Raw genomic sequence first — 25,446 nt, 5'->3', positions numbered from 1 at the left:
CCCTGCCGGAAAAAAAGGGCGGCTCACGGCAGCAGGCGAAGGAGACCTCCTTATGGGGCACGGTAATATCCCGGGAACGCGAATTGCACCTTCCGGCAATTCGGCCGCGCCTGTCAGGCGGGCTCCGGTTCTCCTCCTCCTTGGCAGCACGATCCTCGCCTCGTCGCTCGTCTGGGGGCACGGCGTCTCCCTTGCGCAATCGCCGGAGGCGGCGACTGCCCAGGCGACCAGCTTCTCGATCCCGGCCCAGCCCCTTGCCAGCGCCCTCCACGCCTTCAGCCGCGCTTCCGGCTGGCAGATCGGCTACAGCTCGGAAATCGTGCGCGGCAAGACTTCGGTGGCGGTTTCCGGAACGATGCCGCCGGCCCGGGCCCTGCAGACCATGCTTTCGGGAACCGGCATCAGCGTGAGCCTGACCGGACCGACCACCGCGACGCTGGTCGACCGTGTGGCACAGGCTTTCGACGTTCCGGCCGACGGCGCGATGGTGCTCGCCACGATCGACGTCCAGGGCAGCACGGAAAACACCGCCTACACGCCGTACGAAACCCCGGCGCCGACCAGCCATATCACGGCCGACGACATCGAGCGGTTCCGCGGTTCCAGCCCTGCCGATATTTTTCGCGGCACGGCGGGCGTCATGTCCGGCGAGGCGCGAAACGGCGCTGGCGCCGTGGACGTCAACATCCGCGGCATGCAGGGCATGGGTCGTGTGGCGACGACCATCGACGGCGCAGAGAACGCGGTCACCGTCTATCAGGGCTATCAGGGCGTCTCCAACCGCACCTATGTCGATCCCGACTTCATCGCCGGCGTGGATGTCGCCAAGGGTGCGGACACCGCCTCATGGGGTAATGCCGGCTCGGTCGCCATGCGCACGGTGAGCGCCGACGACATCGTCAAGCCCGGCAACACCTGGGGCGTCCGGGTCAAGGGCGAGATCGGCACCAATACGTCGAAGCCCCATGCCGGCGACAAGGCGGGCTATCAATGGCCCTATGCGCCGTGGGACACCGCCGGCGAGGTTCCGGTCGCCTCGCAAACCGGCATGGACAGGCCTTCCCTGCTTTCTCCCACCCGTGGCGCCGGCAGCGTGATCGGCGCTTACAAGGGGGAGGATTTCGACTTCCTCGCCGGTTATGCGCGCCGCAAGCAGGGCAACTACCATGCCGGCAAGCATGGGCCTTCCGCCAATCCGGTCAACAAGGGCCGGCAGCAATGGTGCCCCAACGGCGTCTGCAATCCCAACGGCACAACCTATTGGGAAAATTACTACGAAAACGACGGTATCGTGAACTATCGCGCCGGCGAGGAGGTGCTGAACACGCAGCTCGAGACGGAGTCCTGGCTGGCCAAGCTGACGGCGCGGTTCGCGGAGGACCATACCCTGCAACTCGGTTATACCGGCTATCGCGGCGAGGCCGGCGACCGTCTGGCCTCGCGGTTGATCGGCAAGCACGGGCAGTCGGAGCAGCAGGCGCAGACGGCCGGGACCAGCCTCGACACCGTCACGGCGCGCTATCGCTGGAACCCGGAGGACAGCGATCTCTTCGATCTGAAGGGAAATCTCTACTGGACGCATCTGGAACTGCGCAATCCCATCCGCGGCGGGCGGGGCGTGACCCCCGAGCAGATCGGCCTGCCTGCCGGTTTCCGGGTCGGTTCCGACTCCGACATGTGGGGCGCCGACCTCAGCAACCTGTCGAAATTCTCGACAGACTATGGCGATGTCGACCTGACCTACGGCCTGTCCTATCGCGGCGAGGATACGCGCGGCAGCCGTCACACGGCGGCGCTGGAAGCGTGGAACACCGCTCGTGACGCCGTCCGCCACGAAGCTGCCGTCTATGCCAAGACGGCGTGGAAGCCGGTCGACTGGGCCACGCTGAACGCCGGGCTTCGCTATTCGCATTTCTGGTCAAAGGACCGTTACGATCCCTATGAGCGCGACAATATAGAAAGCAGGGTTCTCGGCTTCCGGACGGACGATGGCGGGTTCAGCCCCTCGGTCGGCGTCACGCTGGAGCCGTTCGACGGGTCCCAGTTCTATGTCAACTACTCCAACACCCTGCGCGCGCCCAGCGTCATCGAATCCGTCTCGGCCTTCAACAGCGTGGTCGCCAACGCGAATGTGAAGCCCGAGCGCTCCAGCAACTGGGAAGTCGGCACCAACCTGACGCGCGACGGCCTGTTCATGGACGACGACCGCGGCATGCTCAAGCTCGGCTACTTCAACTGGAACGTGAAGGACTACATCGCGCGCTCGGTCCGCACAGGGTCGGGGCCGCTTACCCTGAACATCGAGAACATCGATCGGGCGAGGTTCTCAGGGATCGAACTTTCCGGCCGCTACGAGATCGGCGGCTTCACGGCCGACCTCTCGGCAAACTATTTCCTCAACGTCGAATATTGCCGCACCGCGACCACCTGCGAGAACAAGTCGCTCTACGGCGACTATGCCACCAATCATGTGCAGCCCGAATACACCGTCGACCTGACGCTGTCGCAGAAGCTGCTCGAGGACAGGATGACGGTCGGCGGCCGCATTTCCCATATCGGCCCGCGCGCCATCGGCCATGGCGATGTGACCGCGCAGGGAGCGTCCGAGTTCATTTCCATGGTGAACTGGAAGCCCTACACGCTGGTCGACCTGTTTGCCGAATACAAGATCACCGAAGACCTCACCGCCGCCGTACGGGTCGAGAACCTGTTCGATCGCTTCTATGTCGATCCGCTCGGCCTCGTCACGCAGCCGGGACCGGGCCGCACCTTCTATGCGAGCCTGACCGGATCGTTCGGCGGCGAACAGACCTTCCAGCCGCTCACAAATCCGCTTGGGGGCCTCATCGGCGGGCGCGATGGCGAACCTGTCGCCATCGACTGGAGTGGGCTCTACGCCGGTGTGCATGCCGGTGGCGCCTTCGGGCACACATGGGGCTCGACCACGACGCTCGACGGTTCCGACAGCTCCATCGCGGCGCGTGAATCGGCCGACCTCAAGCTCAATGGCGCCATGTTCGGCGTGCAGGCCGGCTACAACTGGCAGCTCGACAACGGGCTCGTGTTCGGCTTCGAGGGCGACTGGAGCAAGACCTACAACATTACCGGCTCGAAGAAGGTGTTGTCCACCGATCCCATTCTGGCGACGAAGGGCCATGTCGACGCCTATACGAGCTACGACATCGACTGGATGGCCAGTCTGCGCCCGAAGATCGGCTATGCCTTCAGCGACCGCTTCATGGCCTATGCCACCGGAGGCCTTGCCCTTGCGCGCGAAACCCAGTGGCGCGACCAGTACATCTCCAATCTGGCCGACGAGGGCCGCCCCAACGGCACGGAGACGACTGTCTTCTCCGTGGAGAAGGCCGCGGCCACGCGTGCCGGCTTCACCATCGGCGGCGGTCTGGAATATGCGCTGAACGACAACTGGTCGATCAAGGCCGACTATACCTACAGCCGCTTCGGCAAGAAGGACTTCAAGTTCAGGAACGCCCGCGCCGGCACAGGCAGGGACTATACCACCACGACCAGCGCCATTGTCGGCTACGAAACGGTAGATCCGTCGCAGGACCCCAACATGGCGTGGCTGTGCGACATGGATCCGAGCTTCTGCGAGCCTTATGAGCAGCCGATCTATGAAACGACAACGACGAACCACACCGGAAGCTCAAGCACCGTCAACGGCCGCAATGCCTCCAACGCACTCGACTTCCACACCATCAAGATCGGGTTGAACTACCGGTTCTGAACTCAGCGCCATGCCGACGCCTTTCCCTGAGGCTGGAGGGCGTCGGCATCGTGCCTTGAAACCACAACACGGAGCGGAGGGCACTTCGCAAAGTGTAGCCTCTATGCCTGTTCCCCCGTGAGGATCGAGCTTGCGGTGTCGAGCAGCGGGTCGTTTTCCCGGGAGGCCAGGAACGCGAAGAGGACGCGAATGGATTCATGCGCCTGGCACAGGATGTCCACCTCGTTGTTTTCCTGCGCCTGGGTTGCCGTGTTCGCATGCAGAAGCCCGATGCCGACGCCACCGGCAATCAGCGTCCGCGTAACGGATTCGCGATCGATGCCGATGGTCTTTCTCGGACGGAATTGATAGCGACGAAACAGGTTTTCCGCCGCCTGCCCGCAGCATGACTGGCCGCAGGTTGGATAGATCCACGGATACTCGCCCAGCGCCTGCCAATCCGGCGGTTGAGCGATGTCGACAAGCCCGCGGGGAGCGGCAAGGTAGATGGCGAAGCTGGCCACGTCGATGGTTTTGAGGTCCGCATCCGGCGCGCCCGGTTCATTGTAGAAGCCGGCATCCAGACTGCCGTTGCGAATGCCGTCGAGGATGTCGAGCGACGTCCCGTGCTGAAGCACGACTTCCACCTCGGGGCAGCGTTCGGACAGCCCCATGAGAAGGCGACCCACCGGCTCGGAACTGGAGTTGCTTCCTCCGCCGATGCGCAGCTTTCCGGTCAGGCGCCCCTTGATACGGGTGGCTTCCTCGATGAGTTCCCGGTGCGCACCCAGCGTCTGCTCCGTCTTGGCCAGAAGCCGTTGGCCGTCCACGGTCAGGATCATGCCGCGCGCCGTGCGCTCGAAAAGCGTGAGCCCGAGCGTTTCCTCGATCGCCTTGATATGCGCGCTGACCGCCGGCTGGCTGAGATAGAGCCGTTCCGAGGCGCGCGTGATGCTGCCTTCCCGGGCCACGGCGACGAATGTTCTCAACTGATGGATTTCCATTTCCGCCCCTGTGGTCGAGCACGGTGCTCCTGCGTCTACATCAAGCCGAGGAAATGCCACCATAGCAGATCCAGCGGCATCAATATCAGCACGGTTGCCGCGAACAATATCATGCAAAGCCGGGTGACGGCGCCGACCGGCAGTTTGGCGATCTGCACCGCCGAGACCAGGGGCGGCGCCTGATACGGGAGCAGGATGTTCGAAAAGGCAAGCACCTGGGTCATCAGCACCGTGGCCAGCGGCAGACCTGTGGCGACGGCCAGGCTCTCCGCTCCCGGGGTCATGACGGCCGGCACGCCGGGCAGATTGGTGACGAGCGCGACCGCAGTGGCGATGATGGTCATTGCGGCGACGTTCCGGACCGGCCTGTCGGATTCGAGCAGCGCATGTTCGCTCAGGCTGTCGACGATCGTCGATCCCAGTCCGGTCGAGGAGGTGACGGCCCCGAGGCCGAGGATGCCGGCGACGAACAACAATGTCGCGTAATTGATTTCCTGGTTGATGCAGTTGTCCGCAGCGAGGCCGGAGCGCGGCCACAGGCAATAGAGCGCCGCGGCAAGCGCCACCCATCCCGGCGACACATGGTGAAGCCCGTCGGTCAGCCAGAGAATCAGGCACAGTCCCAGAACGACGATCAAATGGCGTTCCGAACGGCTGATCGGCGGGGACGGACCTTCCGCCGCCGCGTTGCGGACCGGATCGCGGTCGGGAAACATCCACAGGACAAGCACGGCGAGTAGCGCCGACTTGGCCGCGCCGAGGACCGGGAAATGCAGCAACAGGTAATTCCAGTAGCTGATGCGATGGCCATAGAGGCCTTCGGCAGCACCGGCCAGGATCATGTTGGGCGTGTTGGCGGGCAGGATCGCGTAGGCCGGCAGGCATGTGGCGAAGGCCGCCGCGACCAGCATGCCGGTTCTGCCGTTGGAGCGCTCGCCATAGCCCATGCGATCCGCCAGCGAGGCGACGATGGGTACCAGAAGCACGATGCGCCCCATTGACGAGGGCATGATGAAGGCCAGCGCCAGGCTGAACAACACCGTTCCGGCTATCACGCCGGCATAGCGCCGGCCGAGCAGCCCGGCGAGAAGCCCTGCCGCGCGCTGGCCGAGGCCCGTGTGGCGGATCGAATGTCCCAGCACCATGCCGCCGAACAGGAGCCAGAACGTCGACGAGTGGAACCCGGAAAGCACGGTTTCGGTCGGTGCGACCCGCAGGATGATGGCTGCCGCGAAGAACGCGAGCGCAGGCCAATATTCGGGCACCGCCCCTGTCGACCACATCCCGATGCAGAAGACGCCAAGCGGCGCGGCGATGGCCATCGGGGTCGGTAGGACCGCGATCAGCACAGGTGCGGCGACACCCGTCATGGCAGCAACAAGGATGATCTGCCGACGACGGCCGAATGAGGCGATGGCCCAGCCGGGCCCCTGGGTCTGGTTGAAACTCTTCTGGGGCGGGGCAACGCTTCGCGGTTGCACACGGTGCAGCAGGCTTTCGTTCATGCGCGGAGCTTGGACTGGCTGCGCGTGGCAAATCCAATCGTTTCTCCGAAGGACAGCCCTCGGTGCCGCTGAGGGCATTGCGGCACGCCGAGCCCTCCGCAATCATGCGCCGGGCCTGATCCACGACGCGTCCCAAGAAGTCGAAACGCCTGCTCCTGCCGAGCCTGAAACCTCTAGATACGCGCCTCGATCAGGAAGGGCCCCTTGCGCGAGACCGCCGCCTCGAACAGGTCGGTGAACTGCTCGATCGTGTCGGCACGGGCGGCTTCCACCCCCATGCCGCGCGCCAGCGAGCACCAGTCCAGCTCCGGTGAATCGAGGTCGAGCATGCGCCGGGCGTTGCGGCCGAAATCGTTGACCCCGACATTGCGCATCTCGCCTTGCAGGATGGCATAGGCGCGGTTGGCGAGGATGACGGTCACCACGTCGAGGTTTTCGCGCGCCTGCGTCCACAGGCCCTGCACCGTGTACATGCCGCTGCCGTCCGCCTGCATGGCCACCACCTTGCGGTCCGGGCAGGCGATGCCCGCGCCCACCGCCAGGGGGATGCCCTCGCCGATGGCCCCTCCGGTGAGCGGGATGTGATCGTGCAGGACAAGGCCCGGCGATAGCGCCGTCAGCCGGCCGCCCGAGGTGATCGACTCTTCGCAGATGATCGCGCCTTCCGGCAGGGCGCGCGCCACGGCAACGGAAATGCTGTCGGCGTTGAGGGGGCCCGTGGGCACCGCGATCTCACGCTGCGTGAAACGATTGGGCACGAAGGGCGCGTCCTGCCGCACGCCGATTTCCGCGGCTAGCGCACGCAGGGCCTCGGCAAGGTCGTTTTCATGGCCGGCCAGTTGGATGACCTCGCATTCCGGCGGCAACATGGTGCTGGGCTTGCCGGGATAGGCGAAGAAGCCCACCGGCTGCCGGCCCCCGATGCAGATCGCCACCTCGAACTCCCGCAGGGCCTGTACAGCCTGGTCGACATTGTAGGGCACGGGTTGTGCGGCGACCCGCCCGGCGCCGCGCTCGGTGCGGTCGGAGGTCTGGGAAAACAGCACCGCGCCGGTGGCGGCGGAAATGCGGCCGGCAGCTTCCAGCGCATCGGCGCGCAGGGCCCGTCCGGCGAGGATGATGACGGCGCGCCTGCTACCGCGCAGCGCCGCCGCGGCGGCCGCCAGCGCATCGGTGGAAATCGCGGGCCGCGCCGGCAGCGCTGCCGGCGAATGCGTCTCGGGCCGGACCTCGCCCCACGCCGCGTCGGCCGGCAGGATCAGGGTCGAGACGCCGCGGCGCATCAGCGCCTCGACATAGGCTTCTTCCGTCTTGACGCGCACATCTGCCGGGCCGGCGATGCGGCCCACCCAGTGCGACATGGGCCGGGCGAGGCCTTCGATGTCGCTGGTCAGCGGCGCATCATGTTGCAGATGATAGGTGGCATGGTCGCCCACCACATTGACCATGGGCGTGCGGGCACGACGGGCATTGTGCAGATTGGCAAGCCCGTTGGCCAGGCCAGGCCCGGTGTGCAGAAGCGTGGCCGCCGGCTTGTCGGCCATGCGCGCATAGCCGTCGGCGGCTCCAGTCACCACGCCTTCCGACAATCCCAGCACGCAGCGCATCTGCGGCTTGCGGTCGAGCGCCGCGACGAAATGCATTTCGGAGGTGCCGGGATTGGCAAAACAGACATCGACGCCATTGGTCAGCAACACGTCGCAAAGCATATCGGCGCCGTTCATGTCATACCTTTTCAAAGCAGCTAGAAATAAAGAACCGGCGGCGCGGACCGCCGCCGGAAGGAAAGGTTGAGGAGCGGGCCGGAAACCAGCCCGCGAGGCTTCAGGCCACGGCCGAGAATGCCGCCTCTATGGAGGCCTCGAGAATGTCGAGACCTTCCTCCAGCGTGTCCTCGCCGATCGTGAGGGGTGCCAGAAGCCGGACGACATTGGCGCGCGTGCCGCACGACAGCAGGATAAGTCCGCGCTGCTCGGCCTCCGCCACGATGCGGCCGGTGATTTCCGGCGCGGCCTTTTTCGACTGCCGGTCCTCGACCAGTTCGAAGGCCACCATGGCGCCGAGGCCGCGCACATCGCCGATGCGCTCCATGCCTTGGCGTTCGGCCAGCGCAGTGAGACGCGCGGTCATGCGTGCGCCGACCTTGGCGGCGCGTTCGCAAAGCTTCTCCTCCTCGATCACGTCGAGCACGGCGTTGGCCGCCGCGACGGCCAGCGGATTGCCGCCATAGGTGCCGCCGAGACCGCCGGGATGCGCCGCGCTCATCACTTCGGCGCGGCCGGTGACGGCCGACAGCGGGAAGCCGCCGGCAAGGCCCTTGGCCATGGTGACCAGGTCCGGCTTCACACCGCTGTGCTCGAAGCCGAACATCTTGCCGGTGCGCGCCATGCCGGCCTGCACCTCGTCGGCGATCATTAGAATGCCGTGGCGGTCCGCGATCTCGCGCAGCCGCACCAGGAATTCCTTCGGCGCGACGTTGAAGCCGCCCTCACCCTGAACCGGCTCGATGATGAAGGCGGCGATGCGCTCGGGATCGACATCGGAGGTAAACAGGCGCTCCAGGCCCTCGATGGCCTGATCCACCGACAAGCCGAGATAGTCGTTCGGGAACGGCGCATGATAGATCTCGGCCGGGAACGGGCCGAAATTCTTCTTGTAAGGGGCAACCTTGCCGGTCAGCGCCATGCCCAGCATGGTGCGGCCGTGGAAGGCGCCGGAAAAGGCGATGATGCCGGAGCGCTTCGTATAGGCGCGCGCGATCTTCACCGCGTTCTCGACAGCCTCGGCGCCGGTGCTGACCAGCATGGTGCGGTTTTCGGCACCGGTAGGGGCAATGGCGTTCAGCCGTTCGGCAAGGCGCACATAGCCCTCATAGGGCGCGACATGGAAACAGGTGTGCGTAAAGCGCAGCGCCTGCTCCTGAACGGCCTGCATCACCTTGGGATGGCGATGGCCGGTGTTGTTGACAGCGATGCCGGACGCGAAATCGATGTAGCGCTTGCCGTCCACATCCCACAATTCGGCGTTTTCGGCACGATCGGCGAAGATGGCGCGCGTGCCGACGCCGGGGGCGACGGCGGCTTTCTGGCGGGCCTGCAAGCTTTCTGCGATGGTCATGAGGGTCCTCGGGAAAACGTCTATCCCTTACATGGCTATCATCGCTCAATATTTTGAGCAATATCTGGACAAGATACTTTCCGGTCCAGGACCAATCGATCCATGCAAACTGGATGGCTGGGACAAGCCTTCAAGGGGATTTCGGGACGTCGTCTCCTGTCTGGACGGCACACCGCCGGATCGCCGATCGTTCAATACTCAGACCGAAAATATTCAATCTGGATATTATTCCATCCGAAATTCAGGGTGCCGAAGCCTGTGATCCGCTCTTCCAGCAAAAAATTATCGCAAGGGATTCCAATCGGATGCCCTCGAAACGGCATAGGCGAACCGGCCATACCGCCGCCGTGACTGTTGACAGACATAACAACGAATAGAAATATATTCATCATGGATACGAAATATTCTAATAGAATACAAGAGCAAAGTGGCGTGCGGCCGCTTTCCACCGTCATCAAGACATTGGCGGTGCTCGACGCGCTCGCATCCAGCCCGCGCGGCATGCGCCTGCCTGAGGTGGCGGCCGCCATGAGCCTGTCGCGCCCCACCGCCTATCAACGGCTGCTTACCCTCATCGAGGCCGGCTGGGTCGAGCAGGACGAGGACATGCGCTACCGCCTTTCCATGCATGCCTGCCGTTTCGCCGCCGCAGCGCTCGAACAGGCAGATCTCGGCGCGCGCGTGCAGCCGGTACTGGAAGCGCTGGTCCACCAGGTGAAGGAGACCGCCTCCGTCGCGGTGCTCGACCGGGGCGTACCCTTCGTCGTGGCGCGCGTGGATTCGGAAAGCCTGCTGCGCGCCGAGCAGAAGATCGGCACCACCTTCGAGCTGGAAGGGTCGGCCTCGGGCCGCATCCTCACCGCCTTCGCCGACCAGAGCACGCTGGCCCGCCTGCATGAAAGCGGCGCGAAACTGGCGTCCGAAGACGTTCTCTCCGAAGCCCGCGCCAAGGGCTATGCCATCTCCAGCGGCTATACGCACAGCGGCGTCGTCGCCATTGCCGCGCCGATCTTCGACATCCACGGCAAGTGCTTTGCAACGCTGTCGCTCGTCATGCCGGAGACGCGGTTCGAGCTCGAGAAATTCAGGCAGCCGCTGCTCGATGCGGCAGCCGAAATCACCAGCATCCAGCAAGGGGGACCATCGGTGAGATGACAATCGCGCCGCACGATCCGCAACATATCCAGCCGCCCGTCCCGGGCCTGCGCCCCGGAGCGCAGGTAATGCGGCCGGAAAGCCTCGCCGCCATCCAGCCGTCGCGCCTCAGCGGCTCCCGCGCCTTCATGAACAAGATGTTGCGCGAACGCTGGGACATTTCCATCCAGCGCTTCGACGTGAACGCCGATTCCGAAGGCGTGGTGGTCTATTCGATCAAGGCGCCGACGATGGAGTTCAGCTTCATCGGCTTCTCGCGCCCGCCGAGCCGCACGGCACGCACCGGCCGCATCATCGGCCAGGCCTGGGACATGATGGGTGCGCTGATCGAAGGCGCGGCGACCGAGGCCGATATCCGGTCGGCACAGGAAGAACTGCCCAAGCTCTACACCGGCCGGGCCACGCCCAATACGCTGATCTGGTGCCGCTCCAACCGCTCGATGCGCGTGTTCGACCAGACGCTGGAGGCGCTGGCCGCTGGCCGGCAGCCTTCGGTCGACGATCTCTCCCGGGCCTGCTACCTGATGCGCAACACCGGCCTCGACGGCAACGGCACCTTCGGCACCCGCTCCTTTCCCTCGCTCGGCCCCGACCATCCGCTCGGCAGCGTGCTGCAGGCGCAGTTGCTGACCGCCTACATGATGCGCGAATATTCCTGCGACCTGGTGGAGCACCTCGCCCGCCTGAAATCGGGCAAGGCCGTGCCGCTCGATCCGGCAATCCGGCGCTATCTCGGCGTCGGCAACGGCTCGGCGCTTGGCCTGATCTTCTTCATCCATCGCCATCCGCGCCTTGTCGACCAGTGGCTGGAGGCGCGCGAGACCATCATCGCCAGGATCCGTGGCCTTGAGGTGGAAGCGGGCGATGCCCGCATCCGGCACCTGCTCGACCTCGTGCGCACCGCAATCACCTTCCGCAAGCAGGACCGCATGGTTTACGAAACCTTCACGTCCAGCGACGAGGTGGCCGCCGATCTGAACCAGGTTGCCGATGCGCTTTCCGAACTGCTCGCGCACGGAACATTGGACGGGGAGAAACACGCCTATCCTCTCGACGTGCTGGTGCGTCGCTGCGAAGAGACGCTGAAGCCCGAATCCGTCGAGACGCTGCTGTCGCTGCTGATCGAATTGCTGCCGGAGGAAGCGGATGCCCTGTTAGCGGCGATCGATGCGCCCGACGAATTCAGTGTCTCGCCCGCCGAAACGGTTGACAGCCTCGCCGAGCTTGTTCGCAAGGACTATGACTGGGCCCTGGCCACCGACATGGCCTCGCCGGACGCCTACAAATATGTCTGGTACAAGTCGGAGACCGCCGAGGAGCCACGCCGCGGGGCGCGTGACGAAGTGCCCGAAGCCCTCGATCTCGGTCTCGATATCTGCGGCGGCGTGCAGTCTCTCATGGCCGATATCGGAGCCGAAGCCCCCGGCACGACCGTGGCGCGCTTCCTGCTGAAACATCCGCAGCATCGCTATCTGGTTGCGCGCATCCAGGGTTTGCGCGGGCGCGCCTACCACACGCCGCACGCCAACATCAATGCGGAGCGCTTCATCCCCATCGACCTCGTGCGGCTGATGAATTGCGGCATCCACGGCATCGACAAGACCCGCGACTTTCTCAACCGCAACCTGCGCGGCGTGCTCTATCACGGCGCGCCGACCCCGAACGACATCCGCTCCGGCTATTCCGCCACATGGTTCTATCCCGCGGAGCCTGTTCAATGAACGCATCTTCCCCCCGGCAATTCCTGCGCGTCATGCCCCGGGAAATGCGCCTGATGTCCGAGCGCATCTTTTCCATGACCGGGCAGCCCAAGGGCTTCTTCCTCGCCGTACAGGACATGGTGATGTATTCGCAAAAGCTCGGCCTTGGCGGCTTCGCGCTGCTGGAAGAGCGTTTCGACAGCCTACACGGCGCCCGGCCGGAAAAAGCCTCGGTGCTGTCCGAACAGGGCAGCGCCCTGCGCTTCGACGGTGGCGGCCAGCATGCATGGTTCATCCTGCCGGCGCTGATCGACCTGCTCGGCGAACTCGTCGCGCGCTTCGGCGAAGCCGAGATTGCGATCGTCAACACCATCGACCCGGACGAACTGGCGGTCGCGACAGGGCTCGGCAATCGCACCGGCCTTGCCGTGACTTTCGAAAACGGCACGGAGGTCACGCTGCGAGCCAGGCCGCGGCCGCTCACGGGCGATGTCAGGAACGACGATCCCTTGCTGTGGGACGTGCTGGAAAACGGCTTGCAGATCGAAGCCGGGCTGTGGTGGCGCATCTACCGCATGGCCAAGCAGGCGCTGGCGCCCGACAGCGTCGTTTCGCGCCGCCATGCCGGCCCCATGATCGTCAATCCCGACGGCACGGTCATCGGACGCAAGGACAATGACGACGAAACCGACGTCAGCTTCCTGTTGACGCCGCGCTCGCTCGAATCCCGGACGGAAGGCACGAATTCATGATCATCGACGGTTTGCAGTGCGGTCATTTCGACCGGGAGGCCTTTCAGTCACTTCAGAAGGCCGGCGTCGGCGGCGTGGTCGTCACCTGCGGCTTCTGGGAAGGCGCGGTGGAATCGCTAGACTCGCTGGGCCGCTGGCGCGATCTGGTGCGCGAGAATGCGGACGTGGCCGAGATCGCCACCACCGCCGATGCCGTCGACCGCATCGGCCGCTCGGGCAAGGTTGCCGTCATTCTCGGCTACCAGAACGCCAATCTGTTCGAAGGCCGCATCCGTTTCGTCGAGTTGTTCGCGGAGCTTGGGGTGCGTGTCGTCCAGCTCACCTATAACAACCAGAACGAGCTTGCCGGAAGCTGCTATGAGGCCGAGGATTCCGGCCTCGCCCGCTTCGGCAAGGAAGTGGTGCGCGAGATGAACGCGGCCGGTATCCTGGTCGATTGCAGCCATGTCGGCGACCGCTCCACGCTCGATGCCATCGAGGCCTCGTCCAGGCCCATCGCCGTCACCCATGCCAATGCGCGCTCGCTGTTCGACCACAAGCGTAACAAGTCCGATGACGTGCTGAAGGCGCTCGGTCAGACTGGCGGCGTCATCGGCTGTGCGGCCTATCGCAACATCACCGGCGACGACTACTGCAGGTCCATCGAGGCCTGGTGCACCATGGTCGCCCGCACGGTCGAGATCGCCGGCATCGACTCGGTCGCCATCGGCACCGACCGCAGCCACAACTTCACCTCGCCCGACTATGCCTGGATGCGCCAGGGCCGCTGGACGCGCGGCGTCGACTACGGCGCCAGCGCCGCCGGACGGCCGCTCAAGGCCCCGCCCCCGGACTGGTTCCAGAAGGTCGAGGACCTGAACGTCGTCCCCGGCGGCCTGCGCGCCGTCGGCTTCTCGGACAGGGAAATCGCCAAGATCACCCACGGCAACTGGCTGCGACTCTACGAGGCAACCTTCCGCAAGCAGTAAGAGGTTCATGAGGAGGAGATCGGCATGACCGACGGCACATTCACGAGCATTCTGAAGCCCAACCGCCGCAGCTTCATCAAGGGCGCCGGCGGCGCGATGGCGGCGGCCCTGGCGATGCCCTACATCGCACGGGCCCAGGCGGCACCGCTCTACATCAACACCTGGGGCGGTCCCTGGGAAGATGCCGCCCGTGCCAACCTCTTCGATCCGTTCACCAAGGAGACCGGCACCGAGATACGAACGCTCTCGCCGGTTTCCTTCGCCAAGCTCGCGCAGCAGGTGAACACCGGAACCTATGAGTTTGATATCACTACCCTCGGCGGCGGAGAGCTCGTGCGCGCCAACCAGGCAGGCATCATCGAGACGCTGAAGGAACCCTATCCGGGCGGCCTGTTCGAGAACGGCGTTGCCTCGCATGCCTTTGCGACCGTGATGGCATGGCGCACCGACAAGTTCGAGAAAGGTCCGCAGAACTGGGCCGAGTTCTGGGATGTAGAGCGCTTTCCCGGCGCGCGCTCGATGCAGCGCTATGCCGCGCGCGTGCTGCCGATCGCGCTGCTGGCCGACGGCGTGGCGGTGAAGGATCTCTATCCGCTCGACATCGACCGCGCCTTCGCCTCGCTCGACCGCATCAAGGACCATATCCGGGTGTGGTGGACAGCCGGCGCACAGTCGACGCAAATCCTGCGCGACGGCGAGGTCGACCTGATCGGCATCTGGCACGGCCGCTTCTACGAGGCGCAGAAGGCCGGCGCGCCTGTTGCCATGGCATGGAACCAGGGCGAGATCGACCGCGCCTATTGGGTCGTGGCCAAGGGCACGCCGAACGCCGAGGCGGCCAAGGCCTTCGTCAAGTTCGCCACCTCGCCCAAACCGCTGGCCGGTTTTGCCGCGCAGGCCGACTACGGTCCGCTCAATCCCGCCGCGATCGAGTTCGTGCCGGCAGAAGACGCCAGGCGCATGCCGACCGCACCGGAAAACTATTCCCAGACCTTCGAGCAGGACATGAAGAACTTCGGCGCCGATACGGCCGAAGTCGCCGAACGCTTCGAGGAATGGGTGGCCAGCTAAACCTTGTCCGACGCGGCGCGGCCGTGCCGCGCCAGATGACCGTGGCCGGAGCCGTACATGGCATCGGCCTATCTCTAAGGGGTGTGCGATGGAAAATGGCATCGCGAAACTGATGGAACGAAAGGACCTGTGGCCCTGGCTGCTTTTGGCGCCGCTGGCCCTCTACATGGCCGTGTTCTTCCTCGTTCCGCTGGCCGACGTGGCGATCATGAGCGTGACCGAGCCGCGGCCGACGCTGGCCAACTACCAGCGGGTGCTGACGGGCTCGCTCTATCTGCGTGTGTTCCTCAATACCTTCGCCACGGCGGCGGTCGTCACGTTCGCCTGCCTGCTGGTCGGCTATCCGCTGGCCTATCTGATGGCCAGCAGCAAGCCGCGCACCGCGACACTGATCCTGCTTCTGGTGACCATGAGCTTCTGGACCAGCTTTCTGGTACGCACCTATGCCTGGATGGTCCTGCTCGGCAACAACGGGCCGGTGATCTGGCTGTTGCAGACGCTGGGCGTGCAACAGCCGCCGCAGCTCCTATTCACGCGCTTTTCGTCGACGCTGGCGATGGTGCACATCCTCGCCCCCTACATGGTGATGAACATCTATTCGGTGATGCGCAAGATCGACCCGGTGCTGATCCGCTCGGCCGAGAGCCTCGGCGCGAAGGGCTTCGCGCTGTTTCGCCACGTCTACCTGCCGCTGACGGCGCCGGGCATCGCCAACGGCTCGGTGCTGGTGTTCGTGATCTGCCTCGGCTTCTACGTCACGCCGGTGCTGCTCGGCTCACCACGCGAGCAGATGGTGGCCGGGCTGATCGGCAACCAGATCGACGAATTCCTTGCCTTCGGCATGGGTTCGGCCATGGCCATGGTGCTGCTGGTCGTGACGCTGGTGATCCTCACCATCTATCACCGCCGCTTCGGCCTCGACAAACTCTGGGGTTGACCATGAACCGCTTCCTGCGCTGGCTCGGCATCGTGGTGGTGATCTTCATCGCCGCCCCGCTGGTGATCGTCATTCCGATGTCGTTTTCGAATGCGCGCTCGCTGCAATTCCCGCCGCCCGGTTACTGGCTGGGCTACTACCAGGCCTATTTCAGCGACTGGAACTGGCTGCGGCCGACCTGGAACAGCATCCTCATCGCCAGCGCCACGACAGTGTTGACCATGGTGCTGGTGGTGCCGGCGACCTTCGCGCTGGTGCGCCACCGTTTTCGCGGCAAGGGCATCGCCGACCTGATGATGCTGATGCCGCTGGCGGTGCCGCATATCGTCATGGCGGTGGGCTACTATTCCTATTTCGGCAGCTTCGGCATCGTGCACACGCATCTGGGCGTCATCCTCGCCCACACCTGCCTGTCCGTTCCGATCGCCTTTCTCGTGCTGTCGGCCAACCTCAAGGGCTTCGACCGGACGCTGGAGCGCGCCGCGCTCAGCCTCGGCGCCAGCCCGACGCGCACCTTCATCCATGTCACGCTGCCGATCCTGCGGCCCGGCCTGATCATCAGCGCGCTGTTCGCCTTCATCCAGTCCTTCGACGAGACGGTGGTGGCCATCTTCATATCGGGCCGCGATGCCGAGACGCTGCCGCGCAAGATGTTCGACAGCATCCGGCAGGAAGCCGACCCGGTCATCGCCGTGATTTCGACGCTTCTGTTCGTGGCCGTGATCGTCGGCGTGACCGCACCGCTGGTGGTCGCACGCATCCGCAACAGACGGGCACGCCTCGGCGCCGCCTGACCAATCCGGCGCGCCTGACCGCGCTGCCACAGGAGTTTCCATGAGCTATCTGAAACTGACCGGCATCTCCAAATCCTATGGCGAGTTCAACGCCCTTCAGGGGGTCGACCTCGACATCGCCAAGGGCGAGTTCGTCACCTTCCTCGGCCCCAGCGGCTCGGGCAAGACGACGACGCTGATGATCATCGCTGGCTTCGAGACGGCCACCTTGGGACAGGTGGAGATCGAGAACAGGTCGCTGTTCGGCCTTGCGCCGCACCAGCGCAACATCGGCATCGTGTTCCAGAACTACGGCCTGTTTCCGCACAAGACGGCGGCGCAGAACGTCTATTTCCCCTTGCAGATGCGCGGCGTGAGCAAGGCCGAGGGCCTGCGCCAGGCCGAGGAGATGCTGGAACTGGTCGGCCTCAAGGGTTTCGGTCATCGCTACCCCAAGGAGCTTTCCGGCGGCCAGCAGCAGCGCGTGGCGCTGGCGCGCGCGCTGGTCTTCAAGCCGTCGCTTCTGCTGCTCGACGAGCCGCTTGGCGCCCTCGATAAGAACCTGCGCGAGCAGATGCAGATCGAGATCAAGCGCATCCAGCGCGCGCTCGGCGTCACCACCATCTTCGTCACCCACGACCAGACCGAGGCTATGTCGATGTCGGATCGCATCGTGGTGTTCGAGAAGGGTCATATCCAGCAGGTCGCGACGCCGCTGGAACTTTACCACAGACCGCAGACGCGCTTCGTTGCCGGGTTCATCGGCGAAAGCAACCTGATCGACGTCAAGATCACCGACGCCGCGAAGGGCGAGGCCCACGCCCCGGCCATCGGCGCGATCGAATATGCCGGGAGCGACCGCGCCGCGACCGGAGCTGATGCGACGCTGATGATCCGGCCCGAGCACATCAAGCTTTCGCGCAACCCGGTCGAAGGCCGGCACAATGTGCGCATGAAGGTCGAGACCATCGTAAACTACGGCGACAATGCATTGGTGGTCGGCAAGGTCGGCGAGCAGGCCATGCGCGTACGGGTGCTCGGCGCCGACGTGGTGATCATCCAGGAAAACGAGGAGTGCTGCATAAGCTGGCTGCGCGACTCCGTCTATCTGATCGCAAAGTGACGCCCACGGAGACCGACATGACCTTGCCCAACGAGATTGCCGCACTCGCCGATCTCGTCACCCGCTTTGGTGTCGGCCAGCGTGCCAGCCTCGCCACCGTACACAACGGAACCGGCTATTTCGCCGTCACCCCGCAGGCGCCCTACGATGCGTCATTGAGCGTGGCAGAGCAGACCGCCCAGCTCCTGGCCAAGGCCGAGGCCCGCCTTGCCGAAATCGGCAGCGGCAAGGGCCAGATCCTGTTCGTCGCGATCATCCTCGCGGACATGGCCGGCTATGCCGAAATGAACGCGGTGTGGGACGGCTGGGTCGGCGACATCAGGCCGCCTGCCCGTGCCTGCTTCAGCGGGGCGCTGGCAAGCCCTGCACTGAAGGTGGAGATGATCATGATCTGCGCCGTTTCCTAGGCGCGCATCGCCGCAGCCAGGTGCGGACCCGTTTCCCAGACCCGCGGAAACGGCCAGCGAAGCTTCACGAACCGACCGCAGTCCATCGCGCAACGGGCGATGGCGCAAGCGACTGCACTTCAATTCGCAACCGGGAGGAACATCATGTTGGAACAATCCCTGAAACACAAAACCGATCGCCGCCACTTCCTGATCGGCTCGGCAATGCTCGCCGGCGGGCTTGCCATGCCGGCCATGGTCCGCGCCGAGACCAGGAGCATTTCGGTCAATTCCTGGGGCGGCTCATGGCTGGATGCCGCCCGCGCCAATCTCTTCGATCCGTTCACCGTCGAGACCGGCATCGGGATCGAGACGGTTTCGCCCGTTTCCTTCGCCAAGCTGGCGGCACAGGTGAAGACCGGTGTCTATGAATTCGACGTGACCACGCTGGGAGCGGCCGAGCTGCTGCGCGCCAACCAGAGCGGCCTGCTGGAGGATCTGGAGGAGCCGTATCCCGGCGGCCTGCTGCAGAACGGCGTCGGCTCGCACGCTTTCGGCACCCTGATGGCCTGGCGCTCTGACAAATACGGCAACGAGCCCAAAAGCTGGGCCGATTTCTGGGATGTCGAGCGCTTTCCGGGCTCGCGTTCGCTGCAACGCTATCCGGCCCGCGTGCTGCCCATCGCCCTCCTCGCGGATGGCGTCGACAAGAAGGATCTCTATCCGCTGGACGTGGACCGCGCCTTTGCCTCGCTCGACCGCATCAAGAAGCACGTCGTCGTGTGGTGGACGGCAGGCGAGCAGTCGGCGCAAATCCTGCGTGACGGCGAGGTCGACATGATCGGCATCTGGAATTCTCGCTATTTCGCCGCGCAGGATGCCGGCTCCCCCGTCGCCATGACCTGGAACGAGTGTATCCTCGACAAGGCCTATTGGGTGGTGGCCAGGAACACGCCGAACGGCGATGCGGCCAGGCAATTCGTGAAGTTTGCGACCTCGGCCGGGCCGCTTGCCGGATTTGTTACGGCGCAACAGGACGGGCCGCTGAACCCGGCCGCCCTCAAACTGATCGAGCCCGCGCAGGCCAAGCGCATGCCCACCAACACGCGCTATGCCGATCTCGTGGTTTCCCAGGACATCGAGAACTTCGGGATCGAGCCGGCCGAACTGGCCGAGCGGTTCGAGGAATGGATCCTGAGCTGATCCTGGCCCGAGGCGGATGTCCGGCTGGCGTATTCCAAGCGGGATTTCATCGCGCTAGGCAATGATATGCTTCGGGCGACGACGGGTTCCCCTCGCCGCCCGTTACCACTGTTCCAGCTTCGGAAATTCCCATGAGCCTCGCATCCGGTCGTCACTATCTGGCCATCCCTGGCCCTTCGGTCATTCCCGACAGGGTGCTGGGCGCGATGCATCGCGCGGCGCCCAACATCTATCAGGGCGAGCTGGTAGAGATGATGCCGGGTCTGGTGCGCGACCTGCGACGCGTTGCGCGAACCGAGGCGGCGAATGTCGCCATCTACATCGCCAATGGCCACGGCGCCTGGGAAGCGGCCAATGCCAACCTGTTCTCGCGCGGCGACAGGATCCTGTCCGCCGTCACCGGGCATTTCGGGAACACCTGGGCGCTGAGCGCGAAGAACATGGGAGTCGATGTCGAGGTGATCGACTTCGGCACACAGCCGCTCCAGCCGGCCCGCATCGAGGAAGCCCTGCGGGCCGACGATGCGCACCGCATCAAGGCCGTGTTCGTCACCCACACCGACACGGCGACCACCATCCGCAACGACATCGCGGCGGTGCGCAAGGCGATGGATGCGGCGGGGCATCCTGCCCTGTTGGTCGTGGACGCCATCGCGTCGCTCGGCTGCGACCCGCTCCATTTCGACGACTGGGGCACCGACGTGCTGATCGGCGCCAGCCAGAAAGGGCTGATGACACCGCCCGGCCTCAGCTTCCTGTGGTTCTCGGACAAGGCGCTGGCGGCTTCCGAAGGGTCCGGTCTGGTGACGCCCTACTGGGATTGGAAGCTGCGCAGCCAGAGCACGGAGTTCTATCGCTATTTCGGCGGAACCGCTCCCACCCACCACCTCTACGGCCTGCGCGAGGCGCTGGCCATGCTGCTCGACGAGGAAGGGCTGGAGGCGGCGTGGGCGCGTCACGCGGCGCTGGCATCCTGCGTCTGGGCCACCTTCGACGCCTGGTCCCGGAACGGCGACATTGCGCTCAACGTCAGGGACAGGTCGTTGCGTTCGCATTCGGTAACCGGTGCGCGCATCGGCAATGGCGGCGCGGTTCGCCTGCGCGAATGGCTGGAGAAGAAGGCCGGTGTCACGCTGGGCATCGGACTTGGCATGGCTGCCCCCACCGACCCGGCCTATGGCGACTATCTGCGCATCGCCCACATGGGCTATGTCAATGCGCACATGACGCTCGGTGTCCTTGCCGCGCTGGAAGCGGGCATGCGCTCCCTTGGCATCCCGCACGGAACGGGCGGGCTCGATGCAGCCGCACAGGCCATCGCCGAGGCTGTCTGAGCCACGAAGCCGACCGAAGGTCGTGGCCGGCAGGGTCTACGTACCTCCCGGCCACGGGCTGAAACACTCAATGCGAGATCAGGATGGGCATCAGCGGATCGTTGAGGACGCCGTTGGTCGCGCCGCCGAGCACGAAGTCGCGCACCCGCGAATGCCCGTAGCCGCCCATGACGAGCAGGCCCGCCCCGCGCTCGATGGCGCGCTGCTGGAGCGTTGCCGCGATCGGGCAATCCTCCGAACGGAGGGCGACCGTCTCGGCATCGAGGCCACGGCTGCGCAGGCCCTCGACCAGCCGTTCGCCGGCATCCCTCTCCTTCAGCGGCTTTTCATCGACGACGGTCAGGACCGAGACGCGATCGGCGCGTTGCAGGAAAGGCAATGCGTCACCCACCGCGCGGGCCGCGACGCGGCTGCCGTCCCAGGCGATGGCCACATGATCCATCGCCCCGATGTCGCAAAGCTCGGGAAGCAGCACGGACGGTCGCCCGGAGCCGAAGATGACGGCCTCGGCGGTTGCCCGCGATGTCTGGTTGCCGGCTTCCAGGCCGACGAGGGCCAGATCGAAATAGCGTGCCTGTATGGCCGCAGTCTCCGCCAGCAACGCCAGCGGCGCGGATATCGCACTCTTTCTGGAGGTTATGCCGGCGGGCGTCGCCGCCTGTTCGATGAGCGCCAGGAGGTGCTCGCCGCGCTTGCGGCTTTGCGCCTCCGCACCGCGGATCATCTCCGGCACGTCGAGGAGGAAGCGTGACAGCGCGTTGGAAACGGGCGGTATGTCGACATTGATCGCCAGCGCATGGATCTCGGCGCGGATCAGGTTCGCTACCGCGACGGCATGTGCGGCGACGATATCCGAGTTGGGATCGGGATGGGTGACGAGCGGGAGCAAGGCCTGCAGTTGCATCGGAACTCTCTTTCTCGGGCTGAGGCGGACACATTGTTCATTGCTCATATTCGCGCATATGCAGCCAGCCAGCTTTGATTTGCCTCAATGGGCGGAACAATCATCGCCGACGCAGGCATTTTGACCCAAAGCAAGGAATGGCCCTTCGCTTCTGCTATCAAGGAAGCATTCAACGCATCATGGGGACGCCCCGATGACCTTCAAGACCATCCTAGCTGTCACAGCCCCCGGGCTCGGCGATGCCGACCTGAAGCTCGCCGCAACGCTTTGCGAAGAAGCCGGGGCGCATCTTGCCGTGTTCGTCGTCGGACTGGCCGCTCCGCCGCCGATCGGCGCCTATGCCGCCGTCGTTTCGGAAGCCTGGTTCCAAGAAAGGCAGCTCGATCTGGAAAGGCTGCAGGCGCGCACCGACACCGTCTCCGGCCTGCTTGCCTCGATGACCGTTTCGTCCGACGTCTCCAGCGAGTATCAGGAAATCGCTTGGGCCGACGAGGCCATCGGCCGCCGGGCACGCTATGCCGACCTCACGGTTCTGGGGCCGGAAAGCCTGTCCTCGGAAGAACTGAAGACCAACGTGATCGAAGGTGTGCTGTTCCATTCGGGAAAGCCGCTCCTGTTGGTTCCCCAAGGGGCTGCCCCCACCTTGAAGCCTAGGCAGGTCATGGTCGCCTGGGATTCGCGCCTTGAGTCTTCCCAGGCCCTGGCCGCGTCGCTGCCGCTGCTGGTGGAGACCGAAGAGGTGCATCTGGTGCTGGTCGATCCGGTCGAGAGCGAGAACGAGCATGGCGCGGAACCGGGGGCCGATGCCGCCACCTATCTCGCCCGCCATGGCGTCAAGGTCACCGTGGACCGGCTGCCGAGCCAGGGCCGGCCGGTCGCCGCTGTCCTGCGCCAGCAGGCGGTAGATACCGCCGCCGAGCTCCTGGTCATGGGCGCCTACGGCCATTCCAGATTGCGCCAGCGGATTTTCGGCGGCGTCACCAGCTCGATGATCGAGGATCCGCCCATTCCGGTGCTGATGGCCCGCTAAAGCGGGCCCTTATTCAGGCAAGGTCGAGCGCCACCAGCATCAGGCCCGGCTGATCGGCGTGGTGCGTCACCGAGAAACCGAACTCGGCGCACATCTGCAGCATGGCCGTATTGTCCGACAGCACGAAGCCTTCGATGCGCGCGATGCCTTCCGCCTGCGCGTAGCTGATGATCTGCCGCAGAAGCTGCCAGCCGATGCCGCGGCCCTGCAGGTCGGTGCGCACCAGCAACGCATATTCGCCTCTGGTGCGGTCGGGATCGCAGGAAAGGCGGCCGATGCCGGCGAGGTCGCCGCTTTGTGCTTCCAGCGCTACAAAGGCCATGTCCCGGTCATAGTCGAGCTGGGTGAGACGCTTGAGCATCTCGTCGGGAAAATCCTTGCGCGGCGCGAGGAAGCGCAGCCTGATGTCGTCGGGCGACACCCGGGCGAGGAAGGCCGGGTAAAGCTCGATATCGGCCGGCTTGATCGGCCTGATATGGTAGGTCGCGTCGCCGCCGGTGAATTCCTTCTCCCAGCCGGCCGGATAGGGGCGGATGGCAAGGGCGGGGTTGGGGCCTTCTTCCTCCACCGCCTGCGGATCGATCTCGATGCGGGCATCGAGCGCGACGGCTCCTTCCGCATCGGCCAGCAGCGGGTTGATGTCCACCGAGACGATGCAGGGGAAATCGACGATCATCTGCGACAGCCCGTTGAGCGCGGCGGCGATGGCCTTGGTGTCCGCCGCCGGCCGGTCGCGGAAGCCGGCCAGAAGCCGCCCGATTCGGGTGCGCTCGATCAGGTCGCCGGCGAGCACGTCGTCGAGCGGCGGCAGCGCCACCGCCGTGTCGTCCATGGCCTCGACGGCGACGCCCCCTGCCCCGAACAGGACGACCGGGCCAAAGATGGGATCGCGGCTCATGCCGAGGATCAGTTCATGCGCGTGCTTGCGCACCACCATGGGCTGCACGGCATAGCCTTCGATGTCCGCCTCCGGCGCGCTTTCGCGCACGCGGCCTTCGATCCGGCTTGCGGCCTCCTCGGCCTGCCCTGGGGTCTCGATGCCGAGGACCACGCCACCGACGTCGGATTTGTGGGTGATCGCCTTGGAAAGCAGCTTCACCACCAATTTCGCCGACGTCTCCAGCAATTGCGCGGCGGCCTGGCCTGCCTCGGCCGGCGAAGGCGCGACGATGGTCTGCGGCACGCAGATGCCGTAGGCGGCGATAACCGCCTTCGCTTCCGGCTCGGTCAGCATGCGCCGGCCTTCCGCCGCAGCCGCGCGGAACACGGCGTGCACGGCGGCGCTGTCGCCGGCCACATCCTCGCTGCGGCTCGACGGCACGCGCATCAGCGCCTTCTGCGCCCGCGACCAATCGGCAAGGTAGGACACCGCCTGCGCCGTCTGGGCAGGCGTCTCGAAGCTGGCGATGCCGGCCTCCTGCAAGATGTGGCGGGCCGCGCGCGCCGTATGTTCGCCCAGCCAGCAGGCAAGCACCGGCTTGCCGGCGATGCGTCCGTGCTCGGCAAGTCCCGCCACGGCGGCGGCGGCATCGACCGGCGAGGCAAGGCCGGTCGGGCAGTTGAGCACCATGAGCACATCGACGCCCTCGTCCGCTGCCACGGCCTCGACGGCGGCGCGGTAGCGCTCGGGCGGCGCATCGCCGATGATGTCCACGGGATTGGCGTGCGACCATGTCGACGGCAGCGCCGCATCCAGCCGCGCAATCGTGGCCGGTGCCAACTCGGCGAGCGTGCCGCCGCCCTCGGCGATCTGGTCGACCGCCAGCACGCCCGCCCCGCCGCCATTGGTGACGATGCCGATGCGGGCCCGCCGCAGGGGTGGAAAGCGCGCGGTGATCTCGGCCGCGTCGAACAGTTCCCCCAGCCCGTTGACGCGCAATATGCCGGCTCGCGAAAGGGCGGCGTCGACCACGCGGTCGGCCCCGGAAAGCGCGCCCGTATGGGTAGCCGCTGCCTTGGCCGCCGCCGCGTGGCGCCCGGCCTTGACCGCGATGACCGGCTTGATGCGGGCCGCCGCGCGCGCCGCCGACATGAACTTGCGCGGATTGGTGACGGTCTCCAGATAGACGACGATGGCGCGTGCCCTGGAATCGCCGGCCAGCAGGTCCAGCCAGTCGCCGACATCTACGTCGGCCATGTCCCCCAGCGAGACGATATGCGAGAAGCCGACGCCGTTCTCGGCCGCCCAGTCGATCAGCGAGGTGGCGATGGCCCCCGATTGGGACAGCAGCGCGATGTTGCCGGGGGCGGCCGCCATATGGGCGAAGCCGGCATTGAGCTTGGCGGGCGGAACCATGAGCCCCACGGTATTGGGGCCGATGATGCGCAGGAGATGCGGTTTCGCCGCATTCAGCATCGCCTGCCTCAGGCCATTGCCGTCGTTCAGCCCGGCGGTGATAACCACGGCGGCCCGGCAGCCCTTGGCGCCGAGTTCGGAGACGATGCCGGGCACCGTCGCCGGCGGCGTGGCGATGATTGCCAGATCCGGCGCGCCCGGAAGTTGCGCTGTGTCGCGATAGCAGCGCAGGCCCTGGACCTCGCCATATTTCAGATTGACCGGCCACACCTCTCCCTCGAAACCGCCGTCGAGAATGTTCTTCAGCACGATGTGGCCCACGGAGCCCTCGCGTTGCGAGGCGCCGAAGATCGCGAGCGATCGGGGACGGACGGCATGGTCGAGGTTTCTTATCGTCACTGGCTGTCTCCGGTTTGGCCGGTTTCGCGGATGTTGGAGTGGGAACCGTTCGGCCGTCAAGA

General features: G+C 65.3%; 19 protein-coding genes. 13 read left to right on the top strand and 6 right to left on the bottom strand.

The window, feature by feature from the left end:
- Positions 1-52 precede the first annotated feature (52 nt).
- Complete coding sequence (locus tag ACVCNR_RS18645) at positions 53-3,748, top strand: TonB-dependent receptor domain-containing protein (protein ID WP_447075980.1); 3,696 nt, start codon at positions 53-55, stop codon at positions 3,746-3,748.
- A gap of 101 nt (positions 3,749-3,849) precedes the next feature.
- Here ACVCNR_RS18645 and ACVCNR_RS18640 read toward each other — a convergent pair whose 3' ends face one another.
- The 4 genes from ACVCNR_RS18640 to gabT all read right to left on the bottom strand — a co-directional run bounded on the left by ACVCNR_RS18640 (position 3,850) and on the right by gabT (position 9,353).
- Positions 3,850-4,848 (bottom strand): LysR family transcriptional regulator, encoded by a 999-nt coding sequence (locus tag ACVCNR_RS18640; protein ID WP_447075979.1) that lies wholly within the window; start codon positions 4,846-4,848, stop codon positions 3,850-3,852.
- Complete coding sequence (locus tag ACVCNR_RS18635) at positions 4,767-6,236, bottom strand: SLC13 family permease (protein WP_447075978.1); 1,470 nt, start codon at positions 6,234-6,236, stop codon at positions 4,767-4,769. The genes ACVCNR_RS18640 and ACVCNR_RS18635 overlap by 82 nt, the downstream gene beginning before the upstream one ends.
- Before the next feature lie 173 nt (positions 6,237-6,409).
- Complete coding sequence (locus ACVCNR_RS18630) at positions 6,410-7,960, bottom strand: acetolactate synthase large subunit (protein ID WP_447075977.1); 1,551 nt, start codon at positions 7,958-7,960, stop codon at positions 6,410-6,412.
- Positions 7,961-8,060: 100 nt separating this feature from the next.
- The gene (gene gabT, locus ACVCNR_RS18625; protein WP_447075976.1) at positions 8,061-9,353 is read right to left on the bottom strand and encodes a 4-aminobutyrate--2-oxoglutarate transaminase; all 1,293 of its coding nucleotides are present in this window, start codon (positions 9,351-9,353) and stop codon (positions 8,061-8,063) included.
- A gap of 432 nt (positions 9,354-9,785) precedes the next feature.
- Between gabT and ACVCNR_RS18620 the strand changes: the two genes are divergently transcribed.
- From ACVCNR_RS18620 to ACVCNR_RS18570, 11 genes are all read left to right on the top strand, one after another.
- Positions 9,786-10,508 (top strand): IclR family transcriptional regulator, encoded by a 723-nt coding sequence (locus ACVCNR_RS18620; protein ID WP_447075975.1) that lies wholly within the window; start codon positions 9,786-9,788, stop codon positions 10,506-10,508.
- Positions 10,505-12,229, top strand: a complete 1,725-nt coding sequence (locus ACVCNR_RS18615) for a hypothetical protein (RefSeq protein ID WP_447075973.1) — start codon at positions 10,505-10,507, stop codon at positions 12,227-12,229. Before ACVCNR_RS18620 ends, ACVCNR_RS18615 begins: the two co-directional genes overlap by 4 nt.
- Positions 12,226-12,960 carry a hypothetical protein gene (locus ACVCNR_RS18610; RefSeq protein ID WP_354195322.1) on the top strand — a complete coding sequence of 245 codons (735 nt, stop codon included), beginning with the start codon at positions 12,226-12,228 and terminating at the stop codon, positions 12,958-12,960. Before ACVCNR_RS18615 ends, ACVCNR_RS18610 begins: the two co-directional genes overlap by 4 nt.
- Positions 12,957-13,928 (top strand): dipeptidase, encoded by a 972-nt coding sequence (locus ACVCNR_RS18605; protein WP_447075972.1) that lies wholly within the window; start codon positions 12,957-12,959, stop codon positions 13,926-13,928. Before ACVCNR_RS18610 ends, ACVCNR_RS18605 begins: the two co-directional genes overlap by 4 nt.
- Positions 13,929-13,952: 24 nt before the next feature.
- Positions 13,953-14,999, top strand: coding sequence for an extracellular solute-binding protein (locus ACVCNR_RS18600; RefSeq protein ID WP_354195326.1), 1,047 nt, complete (start codon positions 13,953-13,955; stop codon positions 14,997-14,999).
- An 88-nt stretch (positions 15,000-15,087) separates the two neighbouring features.
- Positions 15,088-15,936 (top strand): ABC transporter permease, encoded by an 849-nt coding sequence (locus ACVCNR_RS18595; RefSeq protein ID WP_354195328.1) that lies wholly within the window; start codon positions 15,088-15,090, stop codon positions 15,934-15,936.
- Between the two features lie 2 nt (positions 15,937-15,938).
- Positions 15,939-16,730: an ABC transporter permease gene (locus ACVCNR_RS18590; RefSeq protein WP_354195330.1), complete on the top strand. Its 792-nt coding sequence runs from the start codon at positions 15,939-15,941 to the stop codon at positions 16,728-16,730.
- Positions 16,731-16,770: 40 nt separating this feature from the next.
- Entirely contained in the window at positions 16,771-17,832 is a 1,062-nt protein-coding gene (locus ACVCNR_RS18585; protein WP_447075971.1) for an ABC transporter ATP-binding protein, read from the top strand.
- Positions 17,833-17,849: 17 nt separating this feature from the next.
- The gene (locus ACVCNR_RS18580; RefSeq protein WP_447075970.1) at positions 17,850-18,239 is read left to right on the top strand and encodes a RidA family protein; all 390 of its coding nucleotides are present in this window, start codon (positions 17,850-17,852) and stop codon (positions 18,237-18,239) included.
- Positions 18,240-18,383: 144 nt separating this feature from the next.
- Complete coding sequence (locus ACVCNR_RS18575; RefSeq protein WP_447075969.1) at positions 18,384-19,421, top strand: ABC transporter substrate-binding protein; 1,038 nt, start codon at positions 18,384-18,386, stop codon at positions 19,419-19,421.
- 131 nt (positions 19,422-19,552) lie between these two features.
- Positions 19,553-20,755, top strand: coding sequence for a pyridoxal-phosphate-dependent aminotransferase family protein (locus tag ACVCNR_RS18570; RefSeq protein ID WP_447075968.1), 1,203 nt, complete (start codon positions 19,553-19,555; stop codon positions 20,753-20,755).
- A gap of 67 nt (positions 20,756-20,822) precedes the next feature.
- On the opposite strand, the gene ACVCNR_RS18565 is transcribed toward ACVCNR_RS18570, so the two are convergent.
- Positions 20,823-21,659 carry a universal stress protein gene (locus tag ACVCNR_RS18565; RefSeq protein WP_354195340.1) on the bottom strand — a complete coding sequence of 279 codons (837 nt, stop codon included), beginning with the start codon at positions 21,657-21,659 and terminating at the stop codon, positions 20,823-20,825.
- A 193-nt stretch (positions 21,660-21,852) separates the two neighbouring features.
- On the opposite strand from ACVCNR_RS18565, the gene ACVCNR_RS18560 reads away from it, so the two are divergent.
- Positions 21,853-22,689, top strand: a complete 837-nt coding sequence (locus ACVCNR_RS18560) for a universal stress protein (RefSeq protein ID WP_447075967.1) — start codon at positions 21,853-21,855, stop codon at positions 22,687-22,689.
- Between the two features lie 13 nt (positions 22,690-22,702).
- Here the strand turns inward: ACVCNR_RS18560 and ACVCNR_RS18555 are convergent, their stop codons facing one another.
- Positions 22,703-25,384, bottom strand: a complete 2,682-nt coding sequence (locus tag ACVCNR_RS18555; protein WP_447075966.1) for a bifunctional acetate--CoA ligase family protein/GNAT family N-acetyltransferase — start codon at positions 25,382-25,384, stop codon at positions 22,703-22,705.
- Positions 25,385-25,446 lie beyond the last annotated feature (62 nt).

The organism is Aquamicrobium terrae, from assembly GCF_052978165.1.
This window is presented reverse-complemented; position numbering and strand designations above follow the sequence as displayed.

Coding starts and splice junctions, on each gene's coding strand:
- ACVCNR_RS18645 (WP_447075980.1), top strand. CDS start 53: ATGGGGCACGGTAATATCCCGGGAACGCGAATTGCACCTTCCGGCAAT.
- ACVCNR_RS18635 (WP_447075978.1), bottom strand. CDS start 6,236: ATGAACGAAAGCCTGCTGCACCGTGTGCAACCGCGAAGCGTTGCCCCG.
- ACVCNR_RS18630 (WP_447075977.1), bottom strand. CDS start 7,960: ATGAACGGCGCCGATATGCTTTGCGACGTGTTGCTGACCAATGGCGTC.
- gabT (WP_447075976.1), bottom strand. CDS start 9,353: ATGACCATCGCAGAAAGCTTGCAGGCCCGCCAGAAAGCCGCCGTCGCC.
- ACVCNR_RS18615 (WP_447075973.1), top strand. CDS start 10,505: ATGACAATCGCGCCGCACGATCCGCAACATATCCAGCCGCCCGTCCCG.
- ACVCNR_RS18610 (WP_354195322.1), top strand. CDS start 12,226: ATGAACGCATCTTCCCCCCGGCAATTCCTGCGCGTCATGCCCCGGGAA.
- ACVCNR_RS18605 (WP_447075972.1), top strand. CDS start 12,957: ATGATCATCGACGGTTTGCAGTGCGGTCATTTCGACCGGGAGGCCTTT.
- ACVCNR_RS18600 (WP_354195326.1), top strand. CDS start 13,953: ATGACCGACGGCACATTCACGAGCATTCTGAAGCCCAACCGCCGCAGC.
- ACVCNR_RS18595 (WP_354195328.1), top strand. CDS start 15,088: ATGGAAAATGGCATCGCGAAACTGATGGAACGAAAGGACCTGTGGCCC.
- ACVCNR_RS18590 (WP_354195330.1), top strand. CDS start 15,939: ATGAACCGCTTCCTGCGCTGGCTCGGCATCGTGGTGGTGATCTTCATC.
- ACVCNR_RS18585 (WP_447075971.1), top strand. CDS start 16,771: ATGAGCTATCTGAAACTGACCGGCATCTCCAAATCCTATGGCGAGTTC.
- ACVCNR_RS18580 (WP_447075970.1), top strand. CDS start 17,850: ATGACCTTGCCCAACGAGATTGCCGCACTCGCCGATCTCGTCACCCGC.
- ACVCNR_RS18575 (WP_447075969.1), top strand. CDS start 18,384: ATGTTGGAACAATCCCTGAAACACAAAACCGATCGCCGCCACTTCCTG.
- ACVCNR_RS18570 (WP_447075968.1), top strand. CDS start 19,553: ATGAGCCTCGCATCCGGTCGTCACTATCTGGCCATCCCTGGCCCTTCG.
- ACVCNR_RS18565 (WP_354195340.1), bottom strand. CDS start 21,659: ATGCAACTGCAGGCCTTGCTCCCGCTCGTCACCCATCCCGATCCCAAC.
- ACVCNR_RS18560 (WP_447075967.1), top strand. CDS start 21,853: ATGACCTTCAAGACCATCCTAGCTGTCACAGCCCCCGGGCTCGGCGAT.